This window comes from Jatrophihabitans telluris (assembly GCF_023516435.1).
Taxonomy (GTDB): Bacteria; Actinomycetota; Actinomycetes; order Mycobacteriales; family Jatrophihabitantaceae; genus Jatrophihabitans_A; species Jatrophihabitans_A telluris.
In genome coordinates this window covers 3094669-3119447 of record NZ_CP097332.1, presented here as the reverse complement: position 1 = coordinate 3119447, position 24779 = coordinate 3094669, and the positions used below count along the sequence as shown (strand labels likewise).

Below are 24779 nucleotides of genomic sequence, written 5' to 3'. Positions count from 1 at the left end.
TGATATCCCTTGCTGAACAAGTATAAAGCCGCCTACGCGCGGCCGGGCACGAGTGCCTTCTCCGCCGCCGGCTTCGTCTTCCGCTTCTCGATCGCGGTCTACCCGATCGCGCTGGTGCTCATCATCTCCGGCCGCACCGGTGAGTACGGCTTCGCCGGTGTGCTGTCCGGCTGCTACGTCATCGGCGGTGCTCTGGGCAATCCACTCGCCGGCACACTGGTCGACCGGCTCGGGCAGCATCGCGTGCTGCCCCCGTACCTGCTGGCGCACCTGGCCTCGACGATCGTGCTGGCCGGCCTGATCGCCGGGCACGCCGCGCTGTGGACGCTGCCGGTGCCCGCGGCCGCGATGGGTTTCACGTTCCTCAACGTCGGCGCCCTGGTCCGGGCGCGCTGGTCGTTCTTCTGGCCTGGTGATGCGCCCCAGCGTTCGACGGGCTATTCGATCGAGTCCACCCTCGATGAATTGATCTTCGTACTGGGACCGTTGGCCGGGACCATCCTCGCCACCCAGACCGATCCGCTGGTGACCTTGGGCTTCGCGCTCGTCATGGTCGCCATCGGGTCGGTGTGGCTGACCCGGCAGCGGTCGAGTGAACCTCCTGTCGTCACCCGCATCGCCGGACAGCGCCGGGCTTTCGCTTTGCGCAGCAAGGGAATGCTGCTCATCTCGCTGGTGATGGTTTCCGTCGGCGGAACCTTCGGCAGTGTCGAGGTGGTCATGGTTGCCTTCTGCGGCCAGCACGGTCAGCGCTCGTCCTCGGGCTGGGTGGTGGCCTGTTTCGCCCTCGGTAGCGGGCTGGCCGGTCTGCTCTACGGCGCCCGGCACTGGCGCTCGCCGCTGCTCGTCCGCTTCGTCCTCGCCGCGTCGGTCTTCGCCCTGCTGCCGCTGCTGACCTTCGTTCCGGATCGGGTGCCCGAACTCGCCTTGTGCATCGCCCTGGTCGGCCTCGGGACCGCGCCCACCCTCATCGCCGCGTTCGGCCTCGTGGATGCGATCGTGCCGTCGGAGGCTCTGACCGAGGGCCTGACCTGGATCGGGACCGGGCTGTCCGTCGGTTACGGAGTCGGCGCCGCGGTCGGCGGCGGTTTCGCCGACGTGCACGGCGCTCGGGTGGCCTTCTGGATTCCCGTGGGATGTGCGATGTCGGCCGGCGTGTTGGCGTGGTGCCTCTTCGCGCGGCTGGACGGTTCGTTGCGAGCGACCTCAGCGCAGCCGGCCGTGCCGGGCGTGCCAATGGCCGCCGGCGGCCAGATGATCGACAATCGCCCGCTGTAGCCGGGTCTGGCGGGGCAGGCCGTCCAGCCGCGGCGCGCCGGAGCGCTCCCGGCGGCGGAAGACGAAGTAGACGATGTCGGCGTCGGTGGCGACCAGGCTGCCCTCGGCGGCCTCGGCCAGGTCGGTCAGTTCGAACCGCCGCTGGAAGCACAGGATGTTGGACGCGGACGGCAGGTAGTCGCCCAGTTGCGGATCCAGCATCCAGCTCTCGCAGGTGAGCTCGGTGATCTGCAGCTCGCTGAAGGCGCCGGCGGCGAAGCGGGCGAAGTCATCCAGGGACTGCTGAACCGCGGTCTCGGACAGCGGGCCCGACTCCGGGATGTGCACGGCGGCGAGCCAATGGTCGCTGCCGTCGACGCCCCGGCGGTGCTCGAACTCGTACTGCAAGCGGCCCACCTGGTACAGCGAACCCTGCCAGTGACCCTCCAGCCACCGGTAACTCTCCAGGCCGAACTCGTCGTGGGTACGCCGGTGCAACGCGGCGTTTCGGCCCAGGTCAGCCAGCGTTGCCGCACTCGTCGCCTCCTCGACCCGACGGCTGCGGTGGAACCGCACCACATCCTCGACTGTGGCCAGGTAGGCCAGCAGCCGCAGGACATCGACGGGGACGGGCTCACCCGGCGTGCGCGGTGAGCCGGCCAGTTGGCGGGACCGGCTACGCGCGGGTTCGGTGAGGAATCGGCCGATGCGCCCGCGAAGCTGCTCCACCGACTTCGCGAACCGACCATGCGTCGCTGAGTCGGCGGGCAGGGCCAGTACGGCCGCGGCGGCGCCGAGGGTGTCAGCGGCATCGGCATCGGCGAAACCGAGCGCCGCCAGCCGCGCCGGGTCGAGACGGCCCAGGGCGGACTGGGCCGGCGACGGTGACATTCCCGCACCATATCGACGGCGGCAACCGGATCACTCGACGCACCGGCGCCAGGGGGGGACAGTGGAGGCATGTTCTTCGCCGTGCTGGCCACCATCGGCTTCTTCGCTGTCGCGCTCGGCCTTCCGGTACTGCTGTCGGGTCGTCGGCGCCCAGGCGACATCACCGGCCCCCGGCGGGAGAACTCCGATCAGGACAGGTTCAACGGCGGCGTCTTCGGTGGACTCTGGGGCAGCGACCGCCGCGACTGACGGCCCCCGCACCATCGCGGGCCGATTCCCCGCGTCGGTGGGCGCGATGTCGGATCCGTCAGGGACAATGCAGCCATGCCGCTCTACCGCGATGAGGCGGTCGTGCTCCGGGTTCACAAGCTCGGCGAAGCCGACCGGATCGTCACGCTGCTCACGAAGCGGCACGGGCGCATCCGCGCCGTCGGCAAGGGCGTGCGCCGGACGATGTCGCGCTACGGCGCCCGGCTCGAACCAGGTAGCCAGATCGACGTCCAGCTGCACACTCGCACCGCCGAGCCCGACGCGGCCCGCGGGCACCCTCGCCACAACGGGCTGGATCTGGTGACACAGGTCGAGACGGTCGACAACTTCGGCGCGCGGTTGTCCACCGACTACCCGGCCTGGACGGCGGCGGTGGCGATCTGTGAGACCGCCGAGCGGCTCACGGCGGAGGAGGGCGAACCCGCGCTGCGGCAGTACCTGCTCGTCGTCGGTGCCCTGCGCGCCCTGGCCAATCGCGACCACGACCCGTCGCTGATCCTGGACGCGTTCCTCATCCGCTCGATGTCGCTGGCGGGGTGGGAACCGGCACTGGCCGACTGTGCGGTGTGTTCGGCGGCCGGGCCGCATGCCGCGTTCCACATCGCGGCCGGCGGGGCCGTCTGCGCCAACTGCCGACCGTCAGGCGCCGTGCGGCCGCAGCCGGGCTCGCTGAACCTGATGTCGAGCCTGCTCAACGGGGACTGGGCTTTCGCCGACGGTACGGCCGCCCCGATCGCTCGCGAGGCCAGCGGCTTGATCGCCGCCCATCTGCAGTGGCATCTGGAGCGCGGAATCCGCTCACTGCCTCTGGTCGACCGCTGAGATCGCGCCGCTCGCTGCGCATACCGCCGAGAGAGCTAAGTTGTCAGGATGCCCGTCCGCGACCAACGCTGGCCCGACCCTCCGCCGCACCCGTCCGGAGCCCGGCCACCGGTGATCCCGGCCGATCTGGTCCCGCGTCACATCGCGATCGTTATGGACGGCAACGGTCGCTGGGCCAACCAGCGGGGCCTGCCTCGCACCGAAGGGCACCGGGCCGGCGAGGGCGCGCTCATGGACGTCCTCTTCGGAGCGATGCAGATCGGCGTCAAGGTCATCTCGGCCTACGCCTTCTCCACCGAGAACTGGCGGCGGTCCCCGGACGAGGTCCGGTTTCTGATGGGTTTCAACAAGGACGTCATCCGCCGGCGGCGCGACGAGCTCAACGACCTCGGCGTGCGTATCCGCTGGGCCGGGCGACGACCGCGGCTGTGGCGCACGGTGCTCAGCCAGCTGGAGGACGCCGAGCGGTACACCCGCGCCAATGACCGGCTGACCCTTCAGTTCTGCGTCAACTACGGTGGCCGGGCCGAGATCGTCGACGCCACCAAACGGATCGCGCAGCTGGCGGCCGACGGCCGGCTCAATCCGGACAAGATCGATGAGAAGACCTTTGCTCGCTACCTCGACGAACCGGACCTGCCGGACGTGGACCTGTTCATCAGGACCTCGGGGGAGCAGCGGACGAGCAACTTCCTGCTGTGGCAGTCGGCCTACGCGGAGCTGGTGTTCGTGGATACGCCCTGGCCCGATTTCGACCGGCGGCACCTGTGGGCCGCCTGCCAGAGCTACGCGGGCCGGGACCGCCGCTACGGCGGTGCGATCGACACCCCGACCGGGCAGGCCCTGTGATCTCCGTCATCCACTTCCGGCCCACGGTCGATGACGTCACCTTCATCGAACAGGCCACCGTCGCGATGACGGCGCTGGCGGCCCGGCCCGGATACCGGTCCGGATCCTTCGGGCGGTCCACCGACGACGAGAACGCCTGGGTGCTGGTGACCCACTGGGATTCGGTCGGTGCCTACCGGCGCGGGCTGGGCGGCTACGAGGTCAAGATGTCGACCCCGTTCTTCGCCCAGGCGCTGGACCAGCCCAGCGGATTCGAAGAGCTGCTGGCCGACTCGGCAACCGGCATCGCCGAGGTAGGTCGTAGCGATCTAGCCCCCGATTTCCGGCGGGATTTTTCGGCTGAAGGGGATTTCTGACAGAGTGGACTGACGAACATCAGTTGAACAGTCATTGAAGATTTATTTGAACGCGATGTTGAGACGATGTTGAGACAGGGGGGCGAGGGTCCTGACGACGACCGAATCCGGCACACCGGACGCCCCTGAGTGGGCCGGTTCGGACACCGTCGAACTCATCGAAGGCGGTGTCCGCGACGCCGATCTCATGCCCGCGGATCCGTTCACGCGCCGCCCGCGCCGCCTTCCGAGCCAGTTCCGCCTCTTCAGCCCCACGCAGCTCATCACGATCCGCCGTACCCTGCTCGGCCTGTACGCACTCGCGTTGCTGATCCTCATCAAGCAGAAGGGGATCCCCGAGGACCGCAACGAACTGTTCGCCCTCATGGCCCTCGGCCTGATCATTACCGGCATCGGCAAGCGCAAGGTCTGGCCGGTGATCCGGGACTGGCTGCCCTTCGCCGTCCTGCTCGCCGTGTACGACCAGACCCGCGGGGTGGCCGATGTGGTCGGCCGCCCGACCGTGTGGTTCTTCCAGGCCCGTTTCGACGAGGCCCTGTTCTTCGGACACGACCCGACCGTGTGGCTGCAGTCGCAGCTCAAACAGGTACAGCCACCGTGGTGGGAAGTCGCCGTCAGCACTGTCTACGTCTCGTACTACCTGAGCCCGTATCTCGTCGCCGTCGTCTGGTGGCTGCGAGACCGCCACGAGTGGAAGAAGTTCGTCGTCCGGTTCGTCGCCATGTCGTTCATCGGCCTGGCCGGCTTCATCCTGATGCCCGCTGCCCCTCCGTGGGCCGCTGCCCGGTGCACCGCGGCCCAGGTCGCCGGTGGCGTGTCCGATCCGCCGTGCATGGTGACCGGAACGGCCCAGGACGGGGACGTCGGAATCCTCGGTGAGGCCGTCGTCCCCCACCACTCCGGCGCGCATGCCTACGTCGAACGCGTCACCAGCCGTGGCTTCAAGCGCCTGCATCTGAACGAGGCCAGCGCGCTGCTCGAGACCGGGCAGGCCAAGGTCAACCTGGTTGCCGCCGTCCCGTCGCTGCACGCCGCGACCACGTTGCTGGTGTCGATGTTCCTGTGGCCGAGAGTCCGTAGACGCTGGCGGCCGCTGCTGGTCGCCTACCCGCTGGCCATGGCCTTCGTCCTCGTCTACGGCGCCGAGCACTACGTCTTCGACATCCTGCTCGGCTGGTTGATCACGCTCGGGGTGACCGCGGCATCCCACCGGTGGGACGTCCACCAAGCGCGACGGCGCGTCCGGCTCAATGCCCTAGCGCCGCCAGTGGCCGCCGGTGATGGGAATGGACCCCGCGTCGGCAGATACCCTGAGGTGATCTCAGTTTCGCCGCGCCCTGTGGAGTCCGATGCCGGATTCCCGATGTCCGATGGAGTCCCGACGTGCCCGACCGCAACGATGCCGTAGTCAGCCTGGCCAAGCGCCGGGGCTTTGTCTTCCCCGCAGCGGAGATCTACGGCGGCACCCGGTCGGCGTGGGATTACGGCCCCCTCGGCGTCGAGCTCAAGGAGAACATCCGCCGGCAGTGGTGGCGGGCCATGGTCACCACGCGGGACGACATCGTCGGCCTGGACTCGGCGGTCGTGCTGCCCCCGGCTGTCTGGGAAGCCTCCGGTCACGTAGCGACCTTCACCGACCCGCTCACCGAGTGCACCCACTGCCACAAGCGCTACCGGGCCGATCACCTCATCGAGGAGTACGAGAACAAGAAGGGTTCCCCGCCCGCCAACGGCCTGGACGACATCGCCTGCCCCAACTGCGGAAACCGCCACACCTGGACCGAACCGCGCCCGTTCTCCGGCTTGCTCAAGACCTACCTGGGCCCGGTCGAGGACGAATCCGGCCTGGCCTATCTGCGTCCGGAGACGGCGCAGGGCATCTTCCTCAACTTCAAGAACGTCATGACCTCGGCCCGCAAGAAGCCACCGTTCGGCATCGCCCAGACGGGTAAGTCCTTCCGCAACGAGATCACCCCGGGCAACTTCATCTTCCGGACCCGCGAGTTCGAGCAGATGGAGATGGAATTCTTCGTCCCGCCGGGTGAGGACGAGACCTGGCACGAGTACTGGCTGAAGGCTCGCTGGGACTGGTACACCGGCCTGGGTATCCGGCAGGAGAATCTGCGCTTCTTCGAGCACCCGAAGGAGAAGCTGTCGCACTACTCCAAGCGCACGGTCGACATCGAGTACCGCTTCGAGTTCGGCGGCTCGGAGTTCGCCGAACTCGAGGGCATCGCCAACCGGACCGACTTCGACCTCACCACGCATTCGGAGCACTCCGGAGTGGATCTGTCCTACCTCGATCCCGAAACCAACGTCCGCTACCGGCCCTTCGTGATCGAACCGGCCGCGGGGCTCACCCGGGCCACCCTGGCGTTCCTGCTCGACGCCTACGCCGAGGACGAGGCACCCAACACCAAGGGCGGCGTCGACAAGCGGACGGTGCTGCGATTCGACAAGCGGCTCGCCCCGATCAAGGCCGCGGTGCTGCCGCTGTCCAAGCACGCCGACCTCACGCCGAAGGCACGGGACCTGGCCAGCCAGCTCCGCCAGTTCTGGGCCGTGGAGTACGACGAGACCCAGGCCATCGGCAAGCGGTACCGGCGGCAGGACGAGATCGGCACGCCTTACTGCGTGACGATCGACTTCGACACCCTCGACGACCAGGCCGTGACGATCCGGGACCGGGACTCGATGTCGCAGGATCGGGTCGCGCTCGACAAGGTGGTCGGCTACCTGTCCGAGCGGCTGCCCGGCTGCTGATCCGATGACCACCTGGACTGCCACCGCACCCCTGCGGCTGGGCGATCGCATCACGGTCGACCCGCCGGTGGTGCTGGCACCCCTGGCCGGGATCACCAACGTCGCGTTCCGTCAGCTGTGCCGCGAATACGGCGCCGGCCTCTACATCTGCGAGATGATCACCTCCCGCGCGCTGGTGGAACGCAACGCCAAGACGATGGACATGATCCGGTTCGGGGCCGGGGAGACGCCTCGGTCGATGCAGCTCTACGGCGTCGACCCCGCCGTGGTGAGCCGCGCGGTGCGAATGATCGTCGAGGACGATCTGGCCGATCACGTGGACCTGAACTTCGGCTGCCCGGTCCCCAAGGTCACCCGCCGCGGTGGCGGATCGGCCCTTCCGTGGCGGATAAATCTGTTCCAGGATCTGGTCCGGCAGGCGGTGCAGGCAGCGGACGGGCAGATCCCGGTCACGGTCAAGATGCGCCTGGGCATCGACGCCGACCACCTCACCTACCGGGAGGCGGCCCTGCGCGCCCAGGACGCCGGCGTGGCCTACGTCGCCCTGCACGGACGCACCGCGGCCCAGTTCTACGGCGGCGAGGCCGATTGGGAACCCATCGCCGAACTGGCCGCCCTGCTGGACATCCCGGTCCTCGGCAACGGCGACATCTGGGAGGCGGCCGACGCGATCCGGATGGTGCGGGAAACGGGCTGCGCCGGCGTGGTCGTGGGCCGGGGGTGCCTGGGCCGTCCGTGGTTGTTCGCCGATCTGGCCGCGGCCTTCGCCGGTGGGAACCAGCTCACGCTGCCCGACCTGAGCGAGGTGGCCCGCGCGATGTACCGCCACGCCGAACTGCTGGGGGACTGGCTCGGTGAGCAGCGCGGCGTCACGGACTTCCGCAAGCACGTGGCCTGGTACCTCAAGGGTTTCTCCGTCCCCAAGGGCCTGCGTCAGTCGATGGCGATGGCCTCCGGCCTGGGCGAACTGGCCGACCTGCTCGGCCAGCTGGACATGAGCCAGCCGTTTCCGACCGACGTGCTCGGCCAGCCGCGCGGCCGGACCTCCGGGGCGCGGCCGGTGACGCTGCCGGAGGGCTGGCTGACCGACCGCGAGACGCGGCAGGTGCCCTTCGGGGCCGAACTGTCCGACTCGGGCGGCTGAACCGAGTGAGGAAGCCAACAATCGGCTGAGATCACAGCCCCTTCGGCGTCCCCGAAAGCCCTTACCGCACCTAGCATCGTCCGCACTTCGTGTCCTCGATCGGAACCCGGCGGTGTGTGCGATGACCAAGTTCGTCTACGACTTCTCCGAAGGCAACAAGGAACTCAAGGATCTTCTCGGTGGCAAGGGCGCCAACCTGGCCGAGATGACCAATATGGACCTGCCGGTGCCCCCCGGATTCACGATCACGACCGAGGCCTGCAAGGCGTACCTGGCCAGCGGCCGCGAGCCGGCCGCGTTGGCTGCCGAGGTCGATGAGCACCTCAAGGCGCTGGAAGCCACGATGGGCAAGACCCTCGGTCAGTCCGATGACCCGCTGCTGGTGTCGGTCCGTTCGGGAGCGAAGTTCTCGATGCCCGGCATGATGGAGACCGTCCTGAACATCGGGCTGAACGATCAGTCGGTACGTGGTCTGGCCGCGCAGGCCGACAACGAGCGGTTCGCCTTCGACTCCTACCGTCGGCTCATCCAGATGTTCGGCAAGACCGTCCTGGACATTGACGGTGAGCACTTCGAGCAGGCCCTGGACGCCGCCAAGGACGCCAAGGGCACCAAGAACGATCTCGATCTGGACGCCGAGGACCTGCGCCGGCTGGTGGAGACCTACAAGCAGGTCGTCGTCGACCACGCCGGCCGGGAGTTCCCGCAGGAACCGCGCGAGCAGATGGATCTGGCGGTACGAGCGGTCTTCGATTCCTGGAACGCCCCGCGCGCGATCCTGTACCGGCGCCAGGAGCGGATTCCTTCCGACCTCGGCACGGCCGTCAACATCTGCTCGATGGTCTTCGGCAACCTCGGCCCCGATTCCGGCACCGGGGTGGCCTTCACCCGCGATCCCGCCTCGGGTGCCAAAGGCGTCTACGGCGACTACCTGCAGAACGCTCAGGGTGAGGACGTCGTCGCCGGTATCCGCAACACCCTCTCGCTGCACGACCTGGAAAGCCTGGACAAGAACTCCTACGACCAGCTCATGAGCACCATGGCCCAGCTGGAGGAGCACTACCGGGACCTGTGCGATATCGAGTTCACCATCGAGCGCGGCAAGCTGTGGATGCTGCAGACGCGGGTGGGGAAGCGGACGGCGGCCGCGGCATTCCGGATCGCGACCCAGCTCATCGACGAGGGCCTGATCGACGACGCCGAGGCGCTGCAGCGGGTGACCGGTGCCCAGCTCGGGCAGCTGATGTTCCCGCGGTTCGACGAGCTTGCCACCAAGAACCTGATCGCCAAGGGCATGAACGCATCACCCGGCGCGGCCGTCGGCAAGGTCGTCTTCGACACGTACACGGCCATCAAGTGGAAGAGGTCCGGGGAGAAGGTCATCCTGGTTCGCCGCGAGACCAACCCCGACGACCTCGACGGCATGATCGCCGCGCAGGGCATCCTGACCTCCCGCGGCGGCAAGACCAGCCACGCCGCCGTGGTCGCGCGTGGCATGGGCAAGACGTGTGTCTGTGGGGCCGAGGAGCTCAACGTCGACACCAAGGGCAGGCATTTCACCACCAAGGACGGCAAGGTTTATCACGAAGGGGACCTGATCTCCATCGACGGCACCTCGGGCGAGGTGTTCGCCGGGGAGGTACCCGTCGTGGACTCGCCCGTCGTGCGCTACTTCGAGGGCGAACTCGATCTGGACGACCTCGATGCCGCCGACCCGTCCACCGAACTGGTCCGCGCCGTCGACCGGATCATGCGTACGGCCGACGGATCGCGCCGGATGGCGGTGCGTGCCAACTCCGACACCGAGGAGGACTCGGCCCGTGCCCGGCGCTTCGGTGCCCAGGGAATCGGACTGTGCCGCACCGAGCACATGTTCCTCGGGGACCGCCGGGCCCTGGTCGAGGCCCTGATCCTGGCCGACACCGATGAGGAACGCGATCGGCAGCTGGCCGAGCTGCTGCCGCTGCAGCGGGAGGACTTCGCCGGGATCTTCGACGCGATGGACGGACTGCCGGTCACGATCAGGCTGCTGGACCCGCCATTGCACGAGTTCCTGCCCGACATCACCGAGTTGTCCGTGCGCGTCGCGGTCGCCGAGGCGCGCGGGGAGGCCCGGGAAGGCGACCTGCGGCTGCTGCAGGCCGTGCACAAGCTGCACGAGCAGAACCCGATGCTGGGTCTGCGGGGCGTCCGCCTCGGTCTGGTGATCCCGGGCCTGTTCGAGATGCAGTCCCGAGCGATCCTGGAGGCCGCGGCGGCGCATCAGCGCAAGGGTGGCGTCCCGCGGGTGGAGATCATGGTGCCGCTGGTCGGCGCGGTGCAGGAACTCGAGGCGATCAAGGAAGACATCATCGCCGTCGCTCGCGATGTGCGCTCGGAGACCGGGGTGCACCTGGAATTCCTGGTCGGGACGATGATCGAACTGCCACGCGCCGCGCTGACGGCCGGGCAGATCGCCGAATCGGCGGAGTTCTTCTCCTTCGGGACGAACGACCTGACCCAGACCACCTGGGGATTCAGCCGCGACGATGTGGAGGCGGCTTTCTTCAGCCACTACCTGGAGAAGGGCATCTTCGGAGTCAGCCCGTTCGAGTCGCTGGACCGCGAAGGAGTCGGCGAACTGGTGCGGATCGGTGCCGAACGCGGGCGAGCCGTGCGTCCGGGCCTGAAACTCGGCGTCTGCGGTGAGCACGGCGGGGATCCCGACTCCGTCCACTTCTTCAACGAGGTCGGGCTGGACTACGTGTCCTGCTCGCCCTTCCGGGTGCCCGTGGCCCGGCTGGAAGCCGGCCGGGCCAACGGCCAGAGCGACAGCGACTCCCGCTGACGCCCACGTTGACGTTGCCCTTGTTGCCGGCGTCCCCGCGTTGAGGTTGCCCTTGTTGCCGGCGTACCCACGTTGAGGTTGCCCTTGTTGCCGGCGTACCGACGTTGACGTTGCCCTTGTTGCCGGCGTACCCACGTTGACGTTGCCCTTGTTGCCGGCGTACCCACGTTGACGTTGCCCTTGTTGCCGGCGTACCCACGTTGAGGTTGCCCTTGTTGCTCGCAACGGATGCGCAACGAGGGCAACCTCAACGGGGTTTGGGAGCAGGAAGGGCAACCTCGGCGGCAGGTAACCTGAGGTACGTGCCCGGTAAACTTCGCAACCTCGCCGCCGCGGCCGGGGCAGCGGCCCGGGCCGCCGTGGAGCAGGGACGGGGCGCCGTCGAGCTTCGACGGCACTCCGGCGGCCTGGCCGCACGCAACGGCCTCGCCCACGCCGGCGCCATCATGCCGTCCACCGCCGTCCTGCAAGCCATCATCGCCGGTTTCGGGCTCAGCAGTGTGATCGACGACGACGGAGATCTCACCGTTCGCCGGGAGAACTACAGCGTGTACTTCTTCCACTTCGGTGAGGACGCCGAGGTGCTGCAGGCCCGCCTTTATCTCAACCGCCGCTTCGAGGTCGAACTGCGGCCCACCCTCGCCCTGCTGCTGGACGACTGGAACCGCAGCAAACTGTTTCCCAAGGCCTACACGGTGCTTCCGGATGACGGTCTGGTCGGGATCTGCGCCGAGCAGGCCTTCGACTTCGAGGGCGGGACGAACCCTGCGCAGCTGACCTTCACCGTCGGGATCTGGCTGCACAACCTCGAGCAGTTCGCCGAGTGGGTCGAGGAGCACGTTTGACGGGCGAGTACCGCTATCTGGACACCGATGCCCAGCGCTGGGCGCTGGAGGACCAGAAGCGGTCGCAGCCGGTCGACGGTGAACGCGCCCGGAATCCGTTCGCGCGCGACCGTGCGCGGGTCCTGCACTCCTACGCCTTTCGCCGGCTGGCCGACAAGACCCAGGTCGTCTCGCCGGGTCAGGACGACTTCCCCCGGACCCGGCTCACCCATTCGCTCGAGGTGGCCCAGATCGCGCGGGAGATCGGGGCCGCGCTCGGCTGCGATGCGGATATCACCGACACGGCCGGGCTCGCTCACGACCTCGGCCACCCGCCGTTCGGGCACAACGGAGAAGATGCCCTGGACGAGGTGGCGGCGGGTATCGGCGGGTTCGAGGGCAACGCCCAGACCTTCCGCATCCTGACCCGCCTGGAGGCCAAGGTGCTGACGCCGGACGGGCGTTCGGCCGGGCTGAACCTGACTCGCGCCGGGCTGGACGCGGTGTGCAAGTACCCGTGGCCGCGACGCACCGGTTACCGGAAATTCGGTGTCTACGCCTCCGATCTGGCGGCGTTCGACTGGGTTCGGGCGAGCGTGCGCGAGGGTCACCGGTGCCTGGAAGCTCAGATCATGGACTGGGCCGACGACGTCGCCTACTCCGTTCACGACGTCGAGGACGGCGTCCATGCCGGTCACATCCGCCTGAGTGACATCGATCGTGCCGAACGACTCGCTCTGTGCCGGGTAGCGGCCGCGAGCTATTCCGAGCTGTCGGCCGCCGACCTGCTGCCGTATCTGGAAGGGCTGCTGGCCCTGCCGGCCTGTGCCGACCTGGCCGGCTACGACGGCAGCTTCGAGGCTCAGATCGCCGCCAAGCGGGCCACCAGCGAACTCACCGGACGCTTCGCCGGCTCAGCGGTGAGCCAGACGCGCCGCCGGTACGGGACCGACCCGCTGGGGCGCTACACCGCCGAGCTCATCGTCGCGGAACAGATCGCGGCCGAGTGTGCCTTGCTCAAGGCCATCGCGTTGCGCTACGTGATGCGCCGGGACGGGGTCGCGGAGTTGCTCAGCGCGCAACGGCAGTTGCTGGCCGAACTGGTCAAGCTCATCTACAACGCCGGGCTGGACGGAATGTCGCGGGCCATGCAGGCGGCGTATCAGCAAGCCGCGTCGCCCGACGAGCGGTTGCGGGTCGTGGTCGACCAGGTCGCCCAGCTGACCGATTCGGCCGCCGTCACCTGGCATCAGCGGCTGTCTGCGGTCCGGGTTTCCACAGCCGGGCTGACCACCGCCGCCGACGCCTAGACTGAAAGCCATGGCCGGACGGATACGCGACGAGGACATCGCCGCCGTCCGGGACAAGACCCGCATCGACGACGTGATCGGCGAGCACGTTCAGCTCCGCAATGCCGGTGGCGGCAATCTCAAGGGCATCTGCCCCTTTCATGACGAGAAATCGCCGTCGCTGTCGGTGTCGGCCGCGCGCGGTCTCTATCACTGCTTCGGCTGTGGAGCGGGCGGCGACGTCATCAAGTTCGTGCAGGAGATCGAGCATCTTTCCTTCTCCGAAGCCGTCGAACAGCTCGCCGGCCGAGCCGGGGTGCAGCTGCACTACGCCGAGGGCGGTGGACCGCCGCGTCCAGCCGGCCAACGAGCCAGGCTGGTCGAGGCGCACGCCCTGGCGGCGGCGTTCTACGCCGACGCGTTGCGCAGCCCGGAAGCCCAGCCGGCTCGCGAATTCCTCGCCAAACGCGGCTTCGACCAGGCGGCCGCCCTGCAGTTCGGGTGCGGGTACGCCCCAGGGGGCTGGGATGCGCTGACGAAGTACCTGCTGGGGCGGGGATTCTCCGCGTCCGAACTCACCCTGGGCGGTCTGGCCAAGGAGTCCGGGCGCGGCTCGCTCATCGACCGGTTCCACCGTCGGCTGCTGTGGCCCATCAAGGACGTCACCGGCGACGTGGTCGGCTTCGGCGCGCGGCGCATCCACGACGACGACCGGATCGAGGCGAAGTACCTCAACTCCCCGGAAACCCCGATCTACAAGAAGAATCAGCTCCTCTACGGCGTGGATCTGGCCAAGCGCGAGATCGGGCGCCAGCACAAGGTCGTCGTGGTGGAGGGCTACACCGACGTCATGGCCTGCCACCTGGCCGGCGTCGCCACCGCCGTCGCGTCCTGCGGCACGGCCTTCGGCAGCGATCACGTCGCGGTGCTGCGCCGGCTGCTCGGGGACTCGGACACTTTCGGCGCCGAGGTCATCTTCACCTTCGACGGGGACGCGGCCGGAATGAAGGCGGCCGAACGGGCTTTCGCCGACGACCAGAAGTTCATGGCCCAGACGAAGGTCGCCATCGCACCGGAGGGCAAGGACCCCTGCGAGCTGCGAATGAGCTCCGGTGACGCGGCGGTGCGTTCGCTGGTCGACGGTGCCCGTCCCTTGGTGGAGTTCGTCCTGCGGACGAGCGCGAACCGCTTCGATCTCGACACCGTCGAGGGGCGGACGGCCGCGTTGGATCGGGGCATCCCCCTGGTGGCCATGATCAAGGACCTCGGCGCGCGCGACGACTATGCCCGGCAGTTGGCCGGCTACGTCGGCGTGGACGACCCGAACCGCATCGTTGCCAGGGTCCGGGCGCTGGTGCGCTCGACCGAGCGGTCCGGGCGCACCGACCGACCTGCCTCCAGCGGGTCCGGTGCGTCCAGCGGGTCCGGTGGGTCCAGCGGCCCCGGTGGGCAGTCCGGTTCGCATCGTCCGGGCGAGCCACACGCGGCCGCGGCCGGGATCGCGTCCGAGTCGGGCACCGGGGCGAGCGTGCACCCGAAGGTGGCCCAAGCCGAGCGGGAGGTCCTCAAAGCGGCGCTGCAGCTGCCCGACGTGGTCGGCAAGGCCTTCGACGAACTGTCCCCGAGCACCTTCCTGCTCGCGGTGCACCAGCAACTGCAGGCGGCGATCGCGTCGGCGGGCGGAGCGAGTCCGGCCGTCGCCGGTCCGGGTTGGGTCGAGCAGATCACCGCCCAGCTCGTCGAGGGCTCGCAGGCCCGGCTGGCCGTCAACGCCCTTGCCGTGGAACCGCTGCATGCCGAGGCCGACAACCAAGCGCGTTACGCCGAGGCGATGGTGGTGAGCCTGGCCGCGCAGGGCGTCGCTCGGGAGGTCAACGCGCTGAAGTCCCGGTTGCAGCGGCTGGATCCGAACACCGACGCCGCCGAACAGGGCCGGCTGTTCGCGCAGGTCATCGAGCTGGAAAAGCGCCGTCAGGAACTGCGGCGGCGCGCGATCGGAGGAGACGACTGATGGGGCTGCTGTCCGGACGAGTGCGTACACCCGCGGACTTCCGCAGGTTGCTGGGACCGTCCGAGCGGGTGCTCGCCATCGGGTCGACAGAAACCAGTTCGGTCATCGCGACCCAGCTCGGGCTGTGGTTGCCGGCTGCGGCAGAAGCAGTGGATCCGAGCGGGCCGGGCTGGCGACGGATCGGATGGGCCGACGTGGTCAAGGCGACCTGGACCGACAACGGCCTCGAAGTGCTCGAAGGTGACACCGACCCCGACGGCGTGGTCGTGGATCGGCCCCCGGTGCTGATCCGCTTCACCGAGCCGCGCAATCTGCCCGCTGTGGTGCGCACCCGGGTCGAGAACAGCATTGTCCGATCCGAGCAGGTACCGGTTCCCGGCGGCACGGGACGCGTGGTCGCCCGTCGCGTTCCTGGGCGCGACGGCATCAGCTGGACGGCCCGGCGGGACACGGGGACTCCTGACGGTCCGGGCACGCATGCCGTCCTGGCCGAATACCGTCGCCGAGCCGAGGCCACGTCGGCCGAGCTCAGCTGACCGGACTCAGCTGACCGGACCAGCTGACCGGACTCAGCTGGGGGCGCCGATCATCCGGGCCACGAACCGCAGCTTGGCGATGACGGTGGGTACCAGTACGAACGGGTACAGGTCGTCCTTGCCCATCGAGCGGTTGACGGCGTTCAAGGCCGCGGTCAGCGACAGCCAGCTATTGACCAGGGTGTCGAAGTCGACGTAGCGCGGCTGTGGGGAGCTGGTCAGCGACGGCACGGTCGACGGGCTCGTGGGTTCCAACGCGCGCGGCCCGCTCACCGAAACCCCGTAGCTGTAGGCCGTTTCCAGGGTGTCGGTCATGTGCAGGTAGTGCGCGAAGGTCTCGGCCCAGTCCTCCCACGGGTGCGAGGCGGCGTAGTCACTGACGTGATAGGGACGCCACTGGTCGGTCCGCTCGCTGCCGTAGTGCTGCTGCAGGGCTTGGGCGTAATCGGCGCGCTCATCGCCGAACAGCTCGCGGAACGCTGACAATCGGGCGTCGTCGGAGGCCACCAGCACATCGAAGTACCAGTGGCCGGTTTCGTGGCGAAGGTGGCCGAGCAGGGTCCGGTACGGCTCACCCAGGCTCGTCCGCAGCGCCTCCCGATGGGGGTCGTCACCCTCGGCCAGATCGATCGTGATCAGACCGCTGTCGTGGCCGGTCACCACCGGAGCGTTCTCGCTCGAGAGCATGTCGAAGGCGAGCCCACCGTCGGGATCGACCGACCGTGGCGTGGTCGGCAGACCCAGGGTGTCGAGCTGGAACACCAGCCGCCGCTTGGCCTTCTCCGTCCGCGCGTAGGCCGCCAGTCCCTCGGTGTCGTCGTCTGCGGGCCGGGTCTGGGTCAGTGCGCAGCAGGAGCAGAAGCCGTCGACGGCGCCGGGCTCGGCCAGCCAGTTGCAGCCGGTCAGACCCAGGTTCGCGCAGACCACACGGGTGTGCCCGTCCGGGTCGACAGCGCCGAGCGAACCGTAGGAGGTCGGCTCCAGCCGGACGAACGCGGCCTGCTCACGGATGAAACCCAGGGGCGAGGAGCAGTTCAGGCACACGCTGTTCTGGAAGAAGATCAGCGCGGTGCAGTGCGGGCAGGCGAAGGAACGCATGGAAAGTCCTGTCGGATAGGGCGAAACGCAGAGCGGACGGTCGGGGTCAGACGGGGTTGACGTCGACGCTGACCTGCATCGTCGACTTCTTCGAATCGGTCACGATGATGCCCTTGAGCGGAGGGACATCGCCGTAGTCGCGGCCGGTGGCGACCACCAGATAGCGCTCGTCCACCCACTGGTCGTTCGTCGGATCGAAGTCGACCCAGCCGTGCCCTGGGGCGTAGGCGGCCGGCCAGGCGTGCGAGGCATCGGCGCCCTGGAGCTTGGCTTGGCCGGCGGGTGGTTGCGTCTCCAGGTAGCCGGAGACGTAGCGGCCCGCCAGCCCGACCGATCGCAGGGCCGCCACGGCCAGGTGGGTGAAGTCCTGGCACACGCCCGCCCGTTTGCGCAGCAGCTGAGCGGGCGTGGTGTAGACCGTGGTGGCCCCGGTCTCGTAGCTGAAGTCGGAGTGGATGCGCCGGGTGAGCTCCACGAGCGCCGACCCGAACGGCCGGGAGGGCGTGAAGATGCTGCGGGCATAAGTGGTGACCTCGGTCGAGGCCCGGGCTCGGGGCGAGGCCAGGCGGTACTCGGCGATCGCGGGCGATTCTGCGAGCGAGTCCCGTACATCTTCCCACGTGAGCGTGTCGAGCTGGGCCACGTCCGGTCGCGGCCGGTCGACCAGCAGGCGGCTGCGCGCGGTCACGGTCAGCGTGGTGTGCGGGCGCCGGACGAGGTAGAAGGTCGAGATGTTGCCGAAGTAGTCGAGGTGATCGTTGGTGTCCGAGGGCACCGGGGAGATCTCCAGCTCGCGATCGAGCACCCGCTGCCGGTCGCTGTCGCTGGGCAGCAGGTGAGCCCGTCCGTAGCTGCGCTCGACCGGCGCTTCGTACTCGTAGCGGGTCGTGTGCACCAGGTGGTAGGTACGGCTCATGCGGATTCCAGCAGGCTGAAGGGGTCCAACGGTTGCAACTCGCCCGGCTTGGTGAAGTAGGCGGAGTCGATGCGATGGTGCAGCTCGCGCAACCGGCGATCCAGCCCGGCCAGTTCCTCGCTCAGGACCGTTCGCGCCGTGCCGTCGGTCGCGGCCAGCGCCGGTAGGTCAAGGTCGCCGACCACCTGTTGCAGCGTGGCGATGTCCTCCAGCGCGGCCGCGGCCGCGTCGTCCTCCGTCCGCTCCAGATCCGCGCGCAGTGCGCCGAGCTGGTAGGCCAGCGACCGGGGATTGCCCACGTCGGTCAGCAGCAGTTCCAGGACGGTATCCACGCGAACCCGCGCCGGGTAGCGGCGGCGGTGGGTGATGATGCTCTCCGCGGCGATGAGGATCGATTCCAGCACCAGCGACTCCGCGTCGGCCGGGTTGGAATCCATCAGCGAGAAGCGCAACAGGCCGACGAGCTGCTGGGCCCGCTCGACCCGGCGGCCGGCGTCGAGCAGATACCAGCCGGTGTCGCGGACCATGCTCTCGGCCACCAGCCCCGAGAATGCCAGCATGGCCTGCAACAGGCTCGTCAGACCGGCCGAGATGGCCTGTATGGCCTCGGTCAGGCCAGGCTCGGCGGCGGTCGGCGGGCTGAACGGAACCAGTCCTCGATCCAGCCCCGACAACACCGCCCAGGTGTCGGAGGACAGCTGATCGCGCACCGCGTTGGCCAGGCCGCGTACCCGGAACAGGTCGTGCGCGAGACTGCCGCGCCGCCGCTCGTCGCCCAGCAGCGACCTGATCTCGGCCAGCGGTTCGGACAACCGCGCGCCCGCCCCGTCGCCCACGAAACCCGGCCACGTCGACGTCACCGCGGTCAAGGTCTGCAGCAACGTCACCAGGCAGCGGGCCAGTGCCGCGTCCGGAGCCGGGTGGACGTCACGCCAGCGGTTGTCGACCACCCGCAACAGGCGCAGGACGTCCTCGGCGCGCTCGGCGTAACGACCCAGCCAGTACAGGTCCTCGGCGACGCGCGGCGACACGGCTGCCGACACGGTCTCCGGACCGGTCAGGCCGACCAAGCGACTCAGCTCACCTTCGTCGGCCACGGCCCCGGCGCTGGACAGGATCCAGACGTCCTTGCTGATCGCACCGGTCGCGTTGGAGATGACGATGCTCTCGCTGTCGGCGGGGACGCGGGTGAGGCCGCCGGGCATCAGTTGGTAGGTGTCCTCGTCGAGCACACCGAAGGTGCGCAGCACGACGGGCCTCGCGTCGAGGCCGCTGCCGGTTGCGCAATAGCCCGGAGTGCGGGTCGGCGCGGTGCTCATCGCCAGCGGGGACTGGCCGATCCAGCTGTGCGGTTCGGCTTCGATGCGCGACCTGAGGCGGGTTTTCTCCTTTGCCGACAGGGTCCATCCGAGCCGCGAACTGGACCCGATCTGGCGTGCGATCGGTTTGACGACGAGCGCGTCGAGGTGGCTCAGCACGTGCGCTCGTGCCAGCGGGTCACCGCACCAGAAGGTTTCCGCCGATTGCACCCGCAGGTCCTCACCGAGCAGCGCGCGGCAGAGGACGGGCAGGAACGGGAACAGCCCCGGGTTCTCCAGGACTCCGGCGCCGAGAGAGTTGACGACGGCCACAGTGCCGGCGCGGGCCGCCTCGACCAGGCCGGGCACGCCGAGCTGGGAGTCGGGCCGCAGCTCCAGCGGGTCGCAGAAGATTCCGTCCACCCGGCGCAGGATGACGTCGACCGGTTCGAGCCGGTGCAGCGAACGCTGCCAGACCCGGCCGTCGCGCACGGTCAGATCAGCGGCGACGGTCAGCGGGATGCCCAGCAGCGAGGACAGAAAAGCCTGGTCGAAGGCCGTTTCGCTTTCCGTACCAGGGCTGAGCAGGACGATCCTGGGCGCGGCGAGCAGCCCGCGGGAGCGGACGGTCTCCTCCGCGATCCGGTGCAGCGACTGGCGCATCGTGCGAAAGAACGGGGCGATGCGGTGAATCCCCGTGCCCCGGTAGAGGCCTGGCAGCGCGCGGGAGAGCACGCTGCGGTTCTCCATGGCGTAACCGGCCCCGGACGGGGCCTGGGTCCGGTCGGCCAGCACCCGCCACTGGCCGTGCTCGTCGCGAGCGAGATCGGTGGAGGACAGGAACAACTGCCTGCCGCCCGGGATCTTGATCTGATCGGCGGCGCGCAGGAACCCGGCGTGAGCGAAGACCAGTTCGGGGGGGAGCAGTCTTTCGCTGATCAAGCGTCGTGGTCCGTACAAGTCGGCGAGGATCCGGTCCAGCAGTTCGGCCCGCTGGGACAACCCCGGTTCCAGCACCGCCCATTCGCTCTCGTCCACCAGTAGCGGGATCGGGTCGAGTTTCCAGGGCTGGTCGCCGACTCCGCCGTGGGCGCGGTAGGTGACACCGTCGTCCTCCAGCAGCCGGGCGATGGCGCGGCTGCGTTCGGCCAGGCCGCTCGCGCCGAGCTCGCCGAGGACGTCGTCGACGCCCCGCCACGACGGCCGTAGCCCGCCGGCCGCGTCGAGCATCTCGTCCATCCGGACGGACGAGCCGCTGTCCCTGCCGGGGTGCGTGCCCGCGCCGATGTGTGCGCCGTCCCGATCGGTGCGGTGATAGCCCAGACGTTGCACAGCGGGTGGCGATGGCAGTGGCGGTGGCAGTGGCGATGGCTGTGGCGTATGGGCTGGCGATGCGGTTGGTTCGACCTCTGCGGTCACTGATCCGCCCCGCCCACGGCGCCGTGGCCGGCCGTCACGGTGCGCAGGTCGAAGGTGACCGGGTACTCGCTCAGCCGCGCCAGGGGGTGCAGGTTCGGCCGGGCGGGCGAGGCGGCGGTGTTGGCCCATTCGGCGCGGCGAATGCGCCCGGCGCGACGGGCCTCGGCCTCGCCGGCGTTGACCGGAGGCGCGTCGTAGCCGTGCCCGTTCGGGTTGGTCACGTGATAGGTCAGACCACCGATCGTTCGGCCGCCGATCGTGTCGATCACTTCGAAGTCCAGCGGCGAGTGGATCCCGATCGTGGGGTGCAGGGCCGAGGGGGGCGCCCAGGCCCGGTACCGGATCCCGGCCACGAGCCCCGCCTCGCCGGGAACCGGGTGCAGCGCGACCGCGAAGCCGTTGCAACGCAGTTCGTGGCGGCCGGGCACCGCGCCGGACAGCCGTACCTGCAACCGTTCGAGCGAGGAGTCGACGTAGCGGGCCGTGCCCGAGCCGGTGGCTTCCTCGCCGAGGACGTGCCACGGCTCGATCGCCGACCGGAGCTCGAAGCCGATCACCGGTCCCTCGACCCCGCCGAAGTCGGCTTCGGCCAGTCGCGCGAAGCGGAACTCCTCGAACGGCACGAGCCATTCGCGGTCGAACGGGAGTCCGTGACCGCGCAGTTCGGCCACCACCTGGTCCAGATCGGCGGCGACGAAGGCCGGGAGCAGGAACTGGTCGTGCAACCGCGTGCCCCAGCGCACCAGCGGCGCCCGGTAGGGCTCACGCCAGAACCGGGCCACCAGCGCGCGCACCAGCAGCGCCTGCACCAGCGACATCTGCGGATGCGGCGGCATCTCGAAACCGCGCAGTTCCAGCAGACCGAGCCGGCCTCGATCGGAGTCGGGGCTGAACAGCTTGTCGATGCAGAACTCGGCGCGGTGGGTGTTGCCGGTGAGATCGGTCAGCAGGTGCCGCAGCGCCCGGTCCACGGTCCAGGGCCGAACCGCATCCACCTCGTCGCTGCCGAGCCGATCCAGTTCGGCGAAGGCGATGTCGAGCTCGTACAGGGAGTCGTTGCGGGCCTCGTCGACCCGTGGCGCTTGGCTGGTCGGGCCGATGAATCGTCCGGAGAACAGGTAGGACAGGCCGGGATGGTTCTGCCAGAAGGTGAGCAGGCTGACCAGCAGCGACGGACGGCGCAGTAGTGGGCTGTCGGCCGGGCGGCGTCCGCCGAGGGTGAGATGGCTGCCGCCGCCGGTACCGGTGTGCGTCCCGTCGTAGCCGAACTTCTCGGTGGCCAGGCCCGATTCCCGCGCCGCGGCGTCCAGGGTCTCGACGATCTCCACCAGCTCCGGCCAGGACGCGGCCGGTTGGACGTTCACCTCGATGACCCCCGGATCCGGGGTGACGGTGAGGCTCTGCACGCGCTCATCGCCCGGGATCGGGTACCCCTCCAGCACGACCGGCGTGCCCAGCGCGGCGGCTGACTCCTCGACGATGCCGAGCAGTTCCATCGCCGCGGGCAGGTCGGGCAACGGGGGCAGGAAGACACACAGGTGACCCTCGCGCGATTCCACGGTCAGGGCCGTCGTCGGCGCGCCTTCGACCGCGACCACTTGGGCCGGTCGTGCACGGTGGCCCCCGCCGCCCGTCCCGCCCGGGCCGCCCGTCCCGATCCCGGACGCGGTCCGGGCCGCCGGGAGCGGGTCGAGCGGGGCGAAGGCGGAGCGCTCTGGCCACCCGAAGCCGGGAGACCAGGCGATCGAGCTGAGTGGGAGCCGCATCCCGATGGGGGAGTTTCCCTCGATGAGCACGATGCGCCCGCGACGGGACCGCCAAGTCGTGGTGGCCCATCCGCGGCCGTCCTCGGCGCGGTGCAGGGGCAGAACCCAGCCGACCGGTCGGCCGGTTTCGGTGTCGAGCTCGCCGATGCGATCAGCGCGCGCGTCGGCGAACAGTCCACGTGATTCGTCCGCGGTCGGCGGCGGCCCGGACGGTAGCTGCGTCTCGGCCACCATCCGCTGAAGCAGATCCGGGTAGGCCGGTTGCACCTGTCCGGCCGCCGGGTCGATGCCCAGGCGCAGGGCGATCTCGGCCATCAGCCGGCCCGCCAGTTCCACGCCCTGCCCGGGTTCGTGGGTGGCGGGCGCCCACGGCGCGTCGAGCAGATCACCCTTGTGCCACAAGGGTGATCCGTCGGTCATCCAGTAGATCGCCATCTGCCAGCGCGGCAGCGGCTCCCCCGGGTACCACTTGCCCTGGCCGTGCTGAACAAGGCCGGTCGGGGCGTAGTGGTCCCGCAGCCGGGAGGCGAGTTCGATCGCCCGAAGGCGCTTGTCCTCGCCGTCGGCCGCGACGTTCCATTCGGGGGCGCGGGTGTCGGTGGCCGAGACGAAGGTCGGTTCGCCGCCCATCGTCAGCCGGACGTCGTCCGCGCTCAGCCGCGCGTCGACCGCCTCGCCGAGTTCGAGGACGTCCTGCCATTGCGCGTCGGTGTACGGCTTGGTGACCCGCGGCCGGTCGATCACCCGGGTGACCCGGTTCTCGAAATCGAGGGCGGCCGAGGCCTCGGACCGGGTGCCGCTGATGGGGGCCGCCTCGCCCGGCCGCGGCGTGGCCGCCAGCGGGATGTGCCCCTCGCCGGTGAACAGGCCCGAGGTCGCGTCCAACCCGATCCAGCCGGCCCCGGGCAGGAAGACCTCGGCCCAGGCGTGCAGGTCGGTGTGGTCGCCCGAGATCGGGTTGTGGGCGTCGGGGATGTCCGGTGCGAGCTGGACCAGATATCCGGAGACGAACCGCGCGGCGAGTCCGAGCTCGCGGGCCGCCGCGACCAGCAGCCAGCCGGAATCCCGGCATGATCCGATCGCCCGGCTCAACGTCTCGGTCGGGTCCTGCACACCTTGTTCGAGACGGACCTCGTAGGCGATGCCGTTGGCCACGGCGCGGTTGAGTTCGCCCAGCACGCTCACCGAGCTCGTGCCGCGCAGCGAGTCGGGCGTGAGCCCGGCGGCGCCCAGCCACGCCTGGACGGCCGCACGCTCCGGTCCGGCAAAATCGCTGCCCGTCGTGGTGTCGGTCCGGTACACCGCCAGGTCGCGGGCCAGCTCGGCAGGGTAGTCGAACGGAAACCGCTCGGCGTAGCTGTCGACGAAGAAGTCCAGGGCGTTGATCACGGTCATGTCCAGGGTCATGGACACGGTGATCTCGAGCTCGGTGACGGGGCCGGGGAAGACCAGTCGCGCGACATGGTTGCCGAAGGAGTCCTGCTGCCAGTTCACATAGTGCTGGCCGCCGCCGACGGACAAGCTGTAGGCGAGCACCGGGGTGCGGGTGTGTGGCGCGGGGCGTAGCCGCACCAACTGTGGGCCGAGCAGGACGGGACGGTCGAAGGCGTAACTGGTGCGGTGTTCCAGCATCGTCGTCACGGCCACGTCGGCATCCTACGGAAGCGCGCAGCCCTACCGGTGACGACTGTGAAAACTCCTCCGCTCAGTCAGCGGGTGCCGTGATAGCCGTTGTTGGCGGGCACGCGGGCGCTGGGCGCGGCGTGGGTCTGGGTCTTGAGCAGGGGGATGTGGTCCAAGACGCGGTCGCGGGCCCTGGCCGCGAGTTCGCCGGCCTGGGCTTGGAGCACCCCGGCGGTGGACTGGATGGTCTGGCTGCCGGCAACCCGCCGGGCGATGGCGACGATGTCCTCGTAGCGCTCGCGTCCGGCCCGGGCGCCGAGCACGTAACCCACCAGGGCGCCGACGATGAACGATGGCTTCATGGGGAGGCCTCTCTGTACCGGTGGGCCGCACGGCAGGGTGCAGTGGTCCCGCGCGGCCGCGTCGGGCTCAGTCTGCCACCGGCGGCCACCCGAGTACGGACTGCCTCGGCAATGGGTTATTCTTCTACGCGCTGCCCGCCGAGCGGTGATCGTTCGACATTGGTTCGATCCTCGTCTGTGCGGGACAGTCGAGGGCATTCCCCCATAGCTCAATTGGCAGAGCATTCGACTGTTAATCGAAGGGTTTCTGGTTCGAGTCCAGATGGGGGAGCACACGCGGGGGTCGGGGCAACCTGGCCCCCGCGCCGCGTTCGTGCCGATGACGTGATGTGACCGTCACCCAGGCTCGCGAGCACAACCGGTAAGTCGCACCAGTGCGACCACCGCTGCCCGGCGTCAGGAGAACGCCCGATCCGGTGAGCTGATCCGTTGAGCCTGCACAGTGAGCCCTTGATTGC

At 69.2% G+C, this 24779-nt stretch carries 19 protein-coding genes and 1 tRNA gene; 14 read left to right on the top strand and 6 right to left on the bottom strand.

What is annotated here, in order from left to right; genetic code table 11:
* The first annotated feature begins 9 nt into the window (after window positions 1-9).
* Window positions 10-1278 (top strand): MFS transporter, encoded by a 1269-nt coding sequence (locus tag M6D93_RS14415; RefSeq protein ID WP_249770055.1) that lies wholly within the window; start codon window positions 10-12, stop codon window positions 1276-1278.
* On the opposite strand, the gene M6D93_RS14410 is transcribed toward M6D93_RS14415, so the two are convergent.
* The gene (locus tag M6D93_RS14410; protein WP_249770053.1) at window positions 1207-2148 is read right to left on the bottom strand and encodes an acyltransferase domain-containing protein; all 942 of its coding nucleotides are present in this window, start codon (window positions 2146-2148) and stop codon (window positions 1207-1209) included. The two genes, M6D93_RS14415 and M6D93_RS14410, sit on opposite strands and share 72 nt — an antisense overlap.
* A gap of 69 nt (window positions 2149-2217) precedes the next feature.
* On the opposite strand from M6D93_RS14410, the gene M6D93_RS14405 reads away from it, so the two are divergent.
* The 12 genes from M6D93_RS14405 (at window position 2218) to M6D93_RS14350 (ending at window position 15839) form a co-directional block, all read left to right on the top strand.
* Complete coding sequence (locus tag M6D93_RS14405) at window positions 2218-2397, top strand: hypothetical protein (RefSeq protein WP_249770051.1); 180 nt, start codon at window positions 2218-2220, stop codon at window positions 2395-2397.
* Window positions 2398-2472: 75 nt separating this feature from the next.
* Window positions 2473-3240, top strand: a complete 768-nt coding sequence (gene recO, locus M6D93_RS14400; RefSeq protein ID WP_249770049.1) for a DNA repair protein RecO — start codon at window positions 2473-2475, stop codon at window positions 3238-3240.
* A gap of 48 nt (window positions 3241-3288) precedes the next feature.
* Window positions 3289-4089 carry an isoprenyl transferase gene (locus M6D93_RS14395; protein WP_249770047.1) on the top strand — a complete coding sequence of 267 codons (801 nt, stop codon included), beginning with the start codon at window positions 3289-3291 and terminating at the stop codon, window positions 4087-4089.
* Window positions 4086-4445 (top strand): antibiotic biosynthesis monooxygenase family protein, encoded by a 360-nt coding sequence (locus tag M6D93_RS14390; protein WP_249770045.1) that lies wholly within the window; start codon window positions 4086-4088, stop codon window positions 4443-4445. Before M6D93_RS14395 ends, M6D93_RS14390 begins: the two co-directional genes overlap by 4 nt.
* Window positions 4446-4632: 187 nt before the next feature.
* On the top strand, window positions 4633-5853 hold the full coding sequence (locus M6D93_RS14385; protein ID WP_249770043.1) for a phosphatase PAP2 family protein: 1221 nt from the start codon (window positions 4633-4635) through the stop codon (window positions 5851-5853).
* Entirely contained in the window at window positions 5829-7208 is a 1380-nt protein-coding gene (locus M6D93_RS14380) for a glycine--tRNA ligase (RefSeq protein WP_249770041.1), read from the top strand. Before M6D93_RS14385 ends, M6D93_RS14380 begins: the two co-directional genes overlap by 25 nt.
* A 4-nt stretch (window positions 7209-7212) precedes the next feature.
* Window positions 7213-8352: a tRNA dihydrouridine synthase DusB gene (gene dusB / locus M6D93_RS14375; protein ID WP_249770039.1), complete on the top strand. Its 1140-nt coding sequence runs from the start codon at window positions 7213-7215 to the stop codon at window positions 8350-8352.
* A gap of 121 nt (window positions 8353-8473) precedes the next feature.
* On the top strand, window positions 8474-11179 hold the full coding sequence (gene ppdK / locus M6D93_RS14370; RefSeq protein WP_249770037.1) for a pyruvate, phosphate dikinase: 2706 nt from the start codon (window positions 8474-8476) through the stop codon (window positions 11177-11179).
* A 302-nt stretch (window positions 11180-11481) separates the two neighbouring features.
* Window positions 11482-12024, top strand: a complete 543-nt coding sequence (locus M6D93_RS14365; RefSeq protein ID WP_249770035.1) for a YbjN domain-containing protein — start codon at window positions 11482-11484, stop codon at window positions 12022-12024.
* Window positions 12025-12041: 17 nt separating this feature from the next.
* Window positions 12042-13313, top strand: coding sequence for a deoxyguanosinetriphosphate triphosphohydrolase (locus M6D93_RS14360; RefSeq protein ID WP_430667238.1), 1272 nt, complete (start codon window positions 12042-12044; stop codon window positions 13311-13313).
* 10 nt (window positions 13314-13323) lie between these two features.
* A complete protein-coding gene (gene dnaG, locus M6D93_RS14355) occupies window positions 13324-15303 on the top strand; it encodes a DNA primase (RefSeq protein WP_249770031.1) in 1980 nt (659 codons plus the stop codon).
* A complete protein-coding gene (locus M6D93_RS14350; protein WP_249770029.1) occupies window positions 15303-15839 on the top strand; it encodes a hypothetical protein in 537 nt (178 codons plus the stop codon). Before dnaG ends, M6D93_RS14350 begins: the two co-directional genes overlap by 1 nt.
* Window positions 15840-15872: 33 nt before the next feature.
* Here the strand turns inward: M6D93_RS14350 and M6D93_RS14345 are convergent, their stop codons facing one another.
* The 5 genes from M6D93_RS14345 to M6D93_RS14325 all read right to left on the bottom strand — a co-directional run bounded on the left by M6D93_RS14345 (window position 15873) and on the right by M6D93_RS14325 (window position 24321).
* The gene (locus M6D93_RS14345; RefSeq protein ID WP_249770027.1) at window positions 15873-16937 is read right to left on the bottom strand and encodes a zinc-binding metallopeptidase family protein; all 1065 of its coding nucleotides are present in this window, start codon (window positions 16935-16937) and stop codon (window positions 15873-15875) included.
* Window positions 16938-16983: 46 nt separating this feature from the next.
* A complete protein-coding gene (locus tag M6D93_RS14340; protein ID WP_249770025.1) occupies window positions 16984-17853 on the bottom strand; it encodes a transglutaminase family protein in 870 nt (289 codons plus the stop codon).
* Window positions 17850-20483: a circularly permuted type 2 ATP-grasp protein gene (locus M6D93_RS14335; RefSeq protein ID WP_249770023.1), complete on the bottom strand. Its 2634-nt coding sequence runs from the start codon at window positions 20481-20483 to the stop codon at window positions 17850-17852. The genes M6D93_RS14340 and M6D93_RS14335 overlap by 4 nt, the downstream gene beginning before the upstream one ends.
* Before the next feature lie 83 nt (window positions 20484-20566).
* Window positions 20567-23983 carry a transglutaminase family protein gene (locus tag M6D93_RS14330; RefSeq protein WP_249770021.1) on the bottom strand — a complete coding sequence of 1139 codons (3417 nt, stop codon included), beginning with the start codon at window positions 23981-23983 and terminating at the stop codon, window positions 20567-20569.
* Between the two features lie 62 nt (window positions 23984-24045).
* Window positions 24046-24321, bottom strand: coding sequence for a hypothetical protein (locus M6D93_RS14325; RefSeq protein ID WP_249770019.1), 276 nt, complete (start codon window positions 24319-24321; stop codon window positions 24046-24048).
* 198 nt (window positions 24322-24519) lie between these two features.
* On the opposite strand from M6D93_RS14325, the gene M6D93_RS14320 reads away from it, so the two are divergent.
* Window positions 24520-24592 (top strand) — tRNA-Asn (locus M6D93_RS14320).
* Window positions 24593-24779 lie beyond the last annotated feature (187 nt).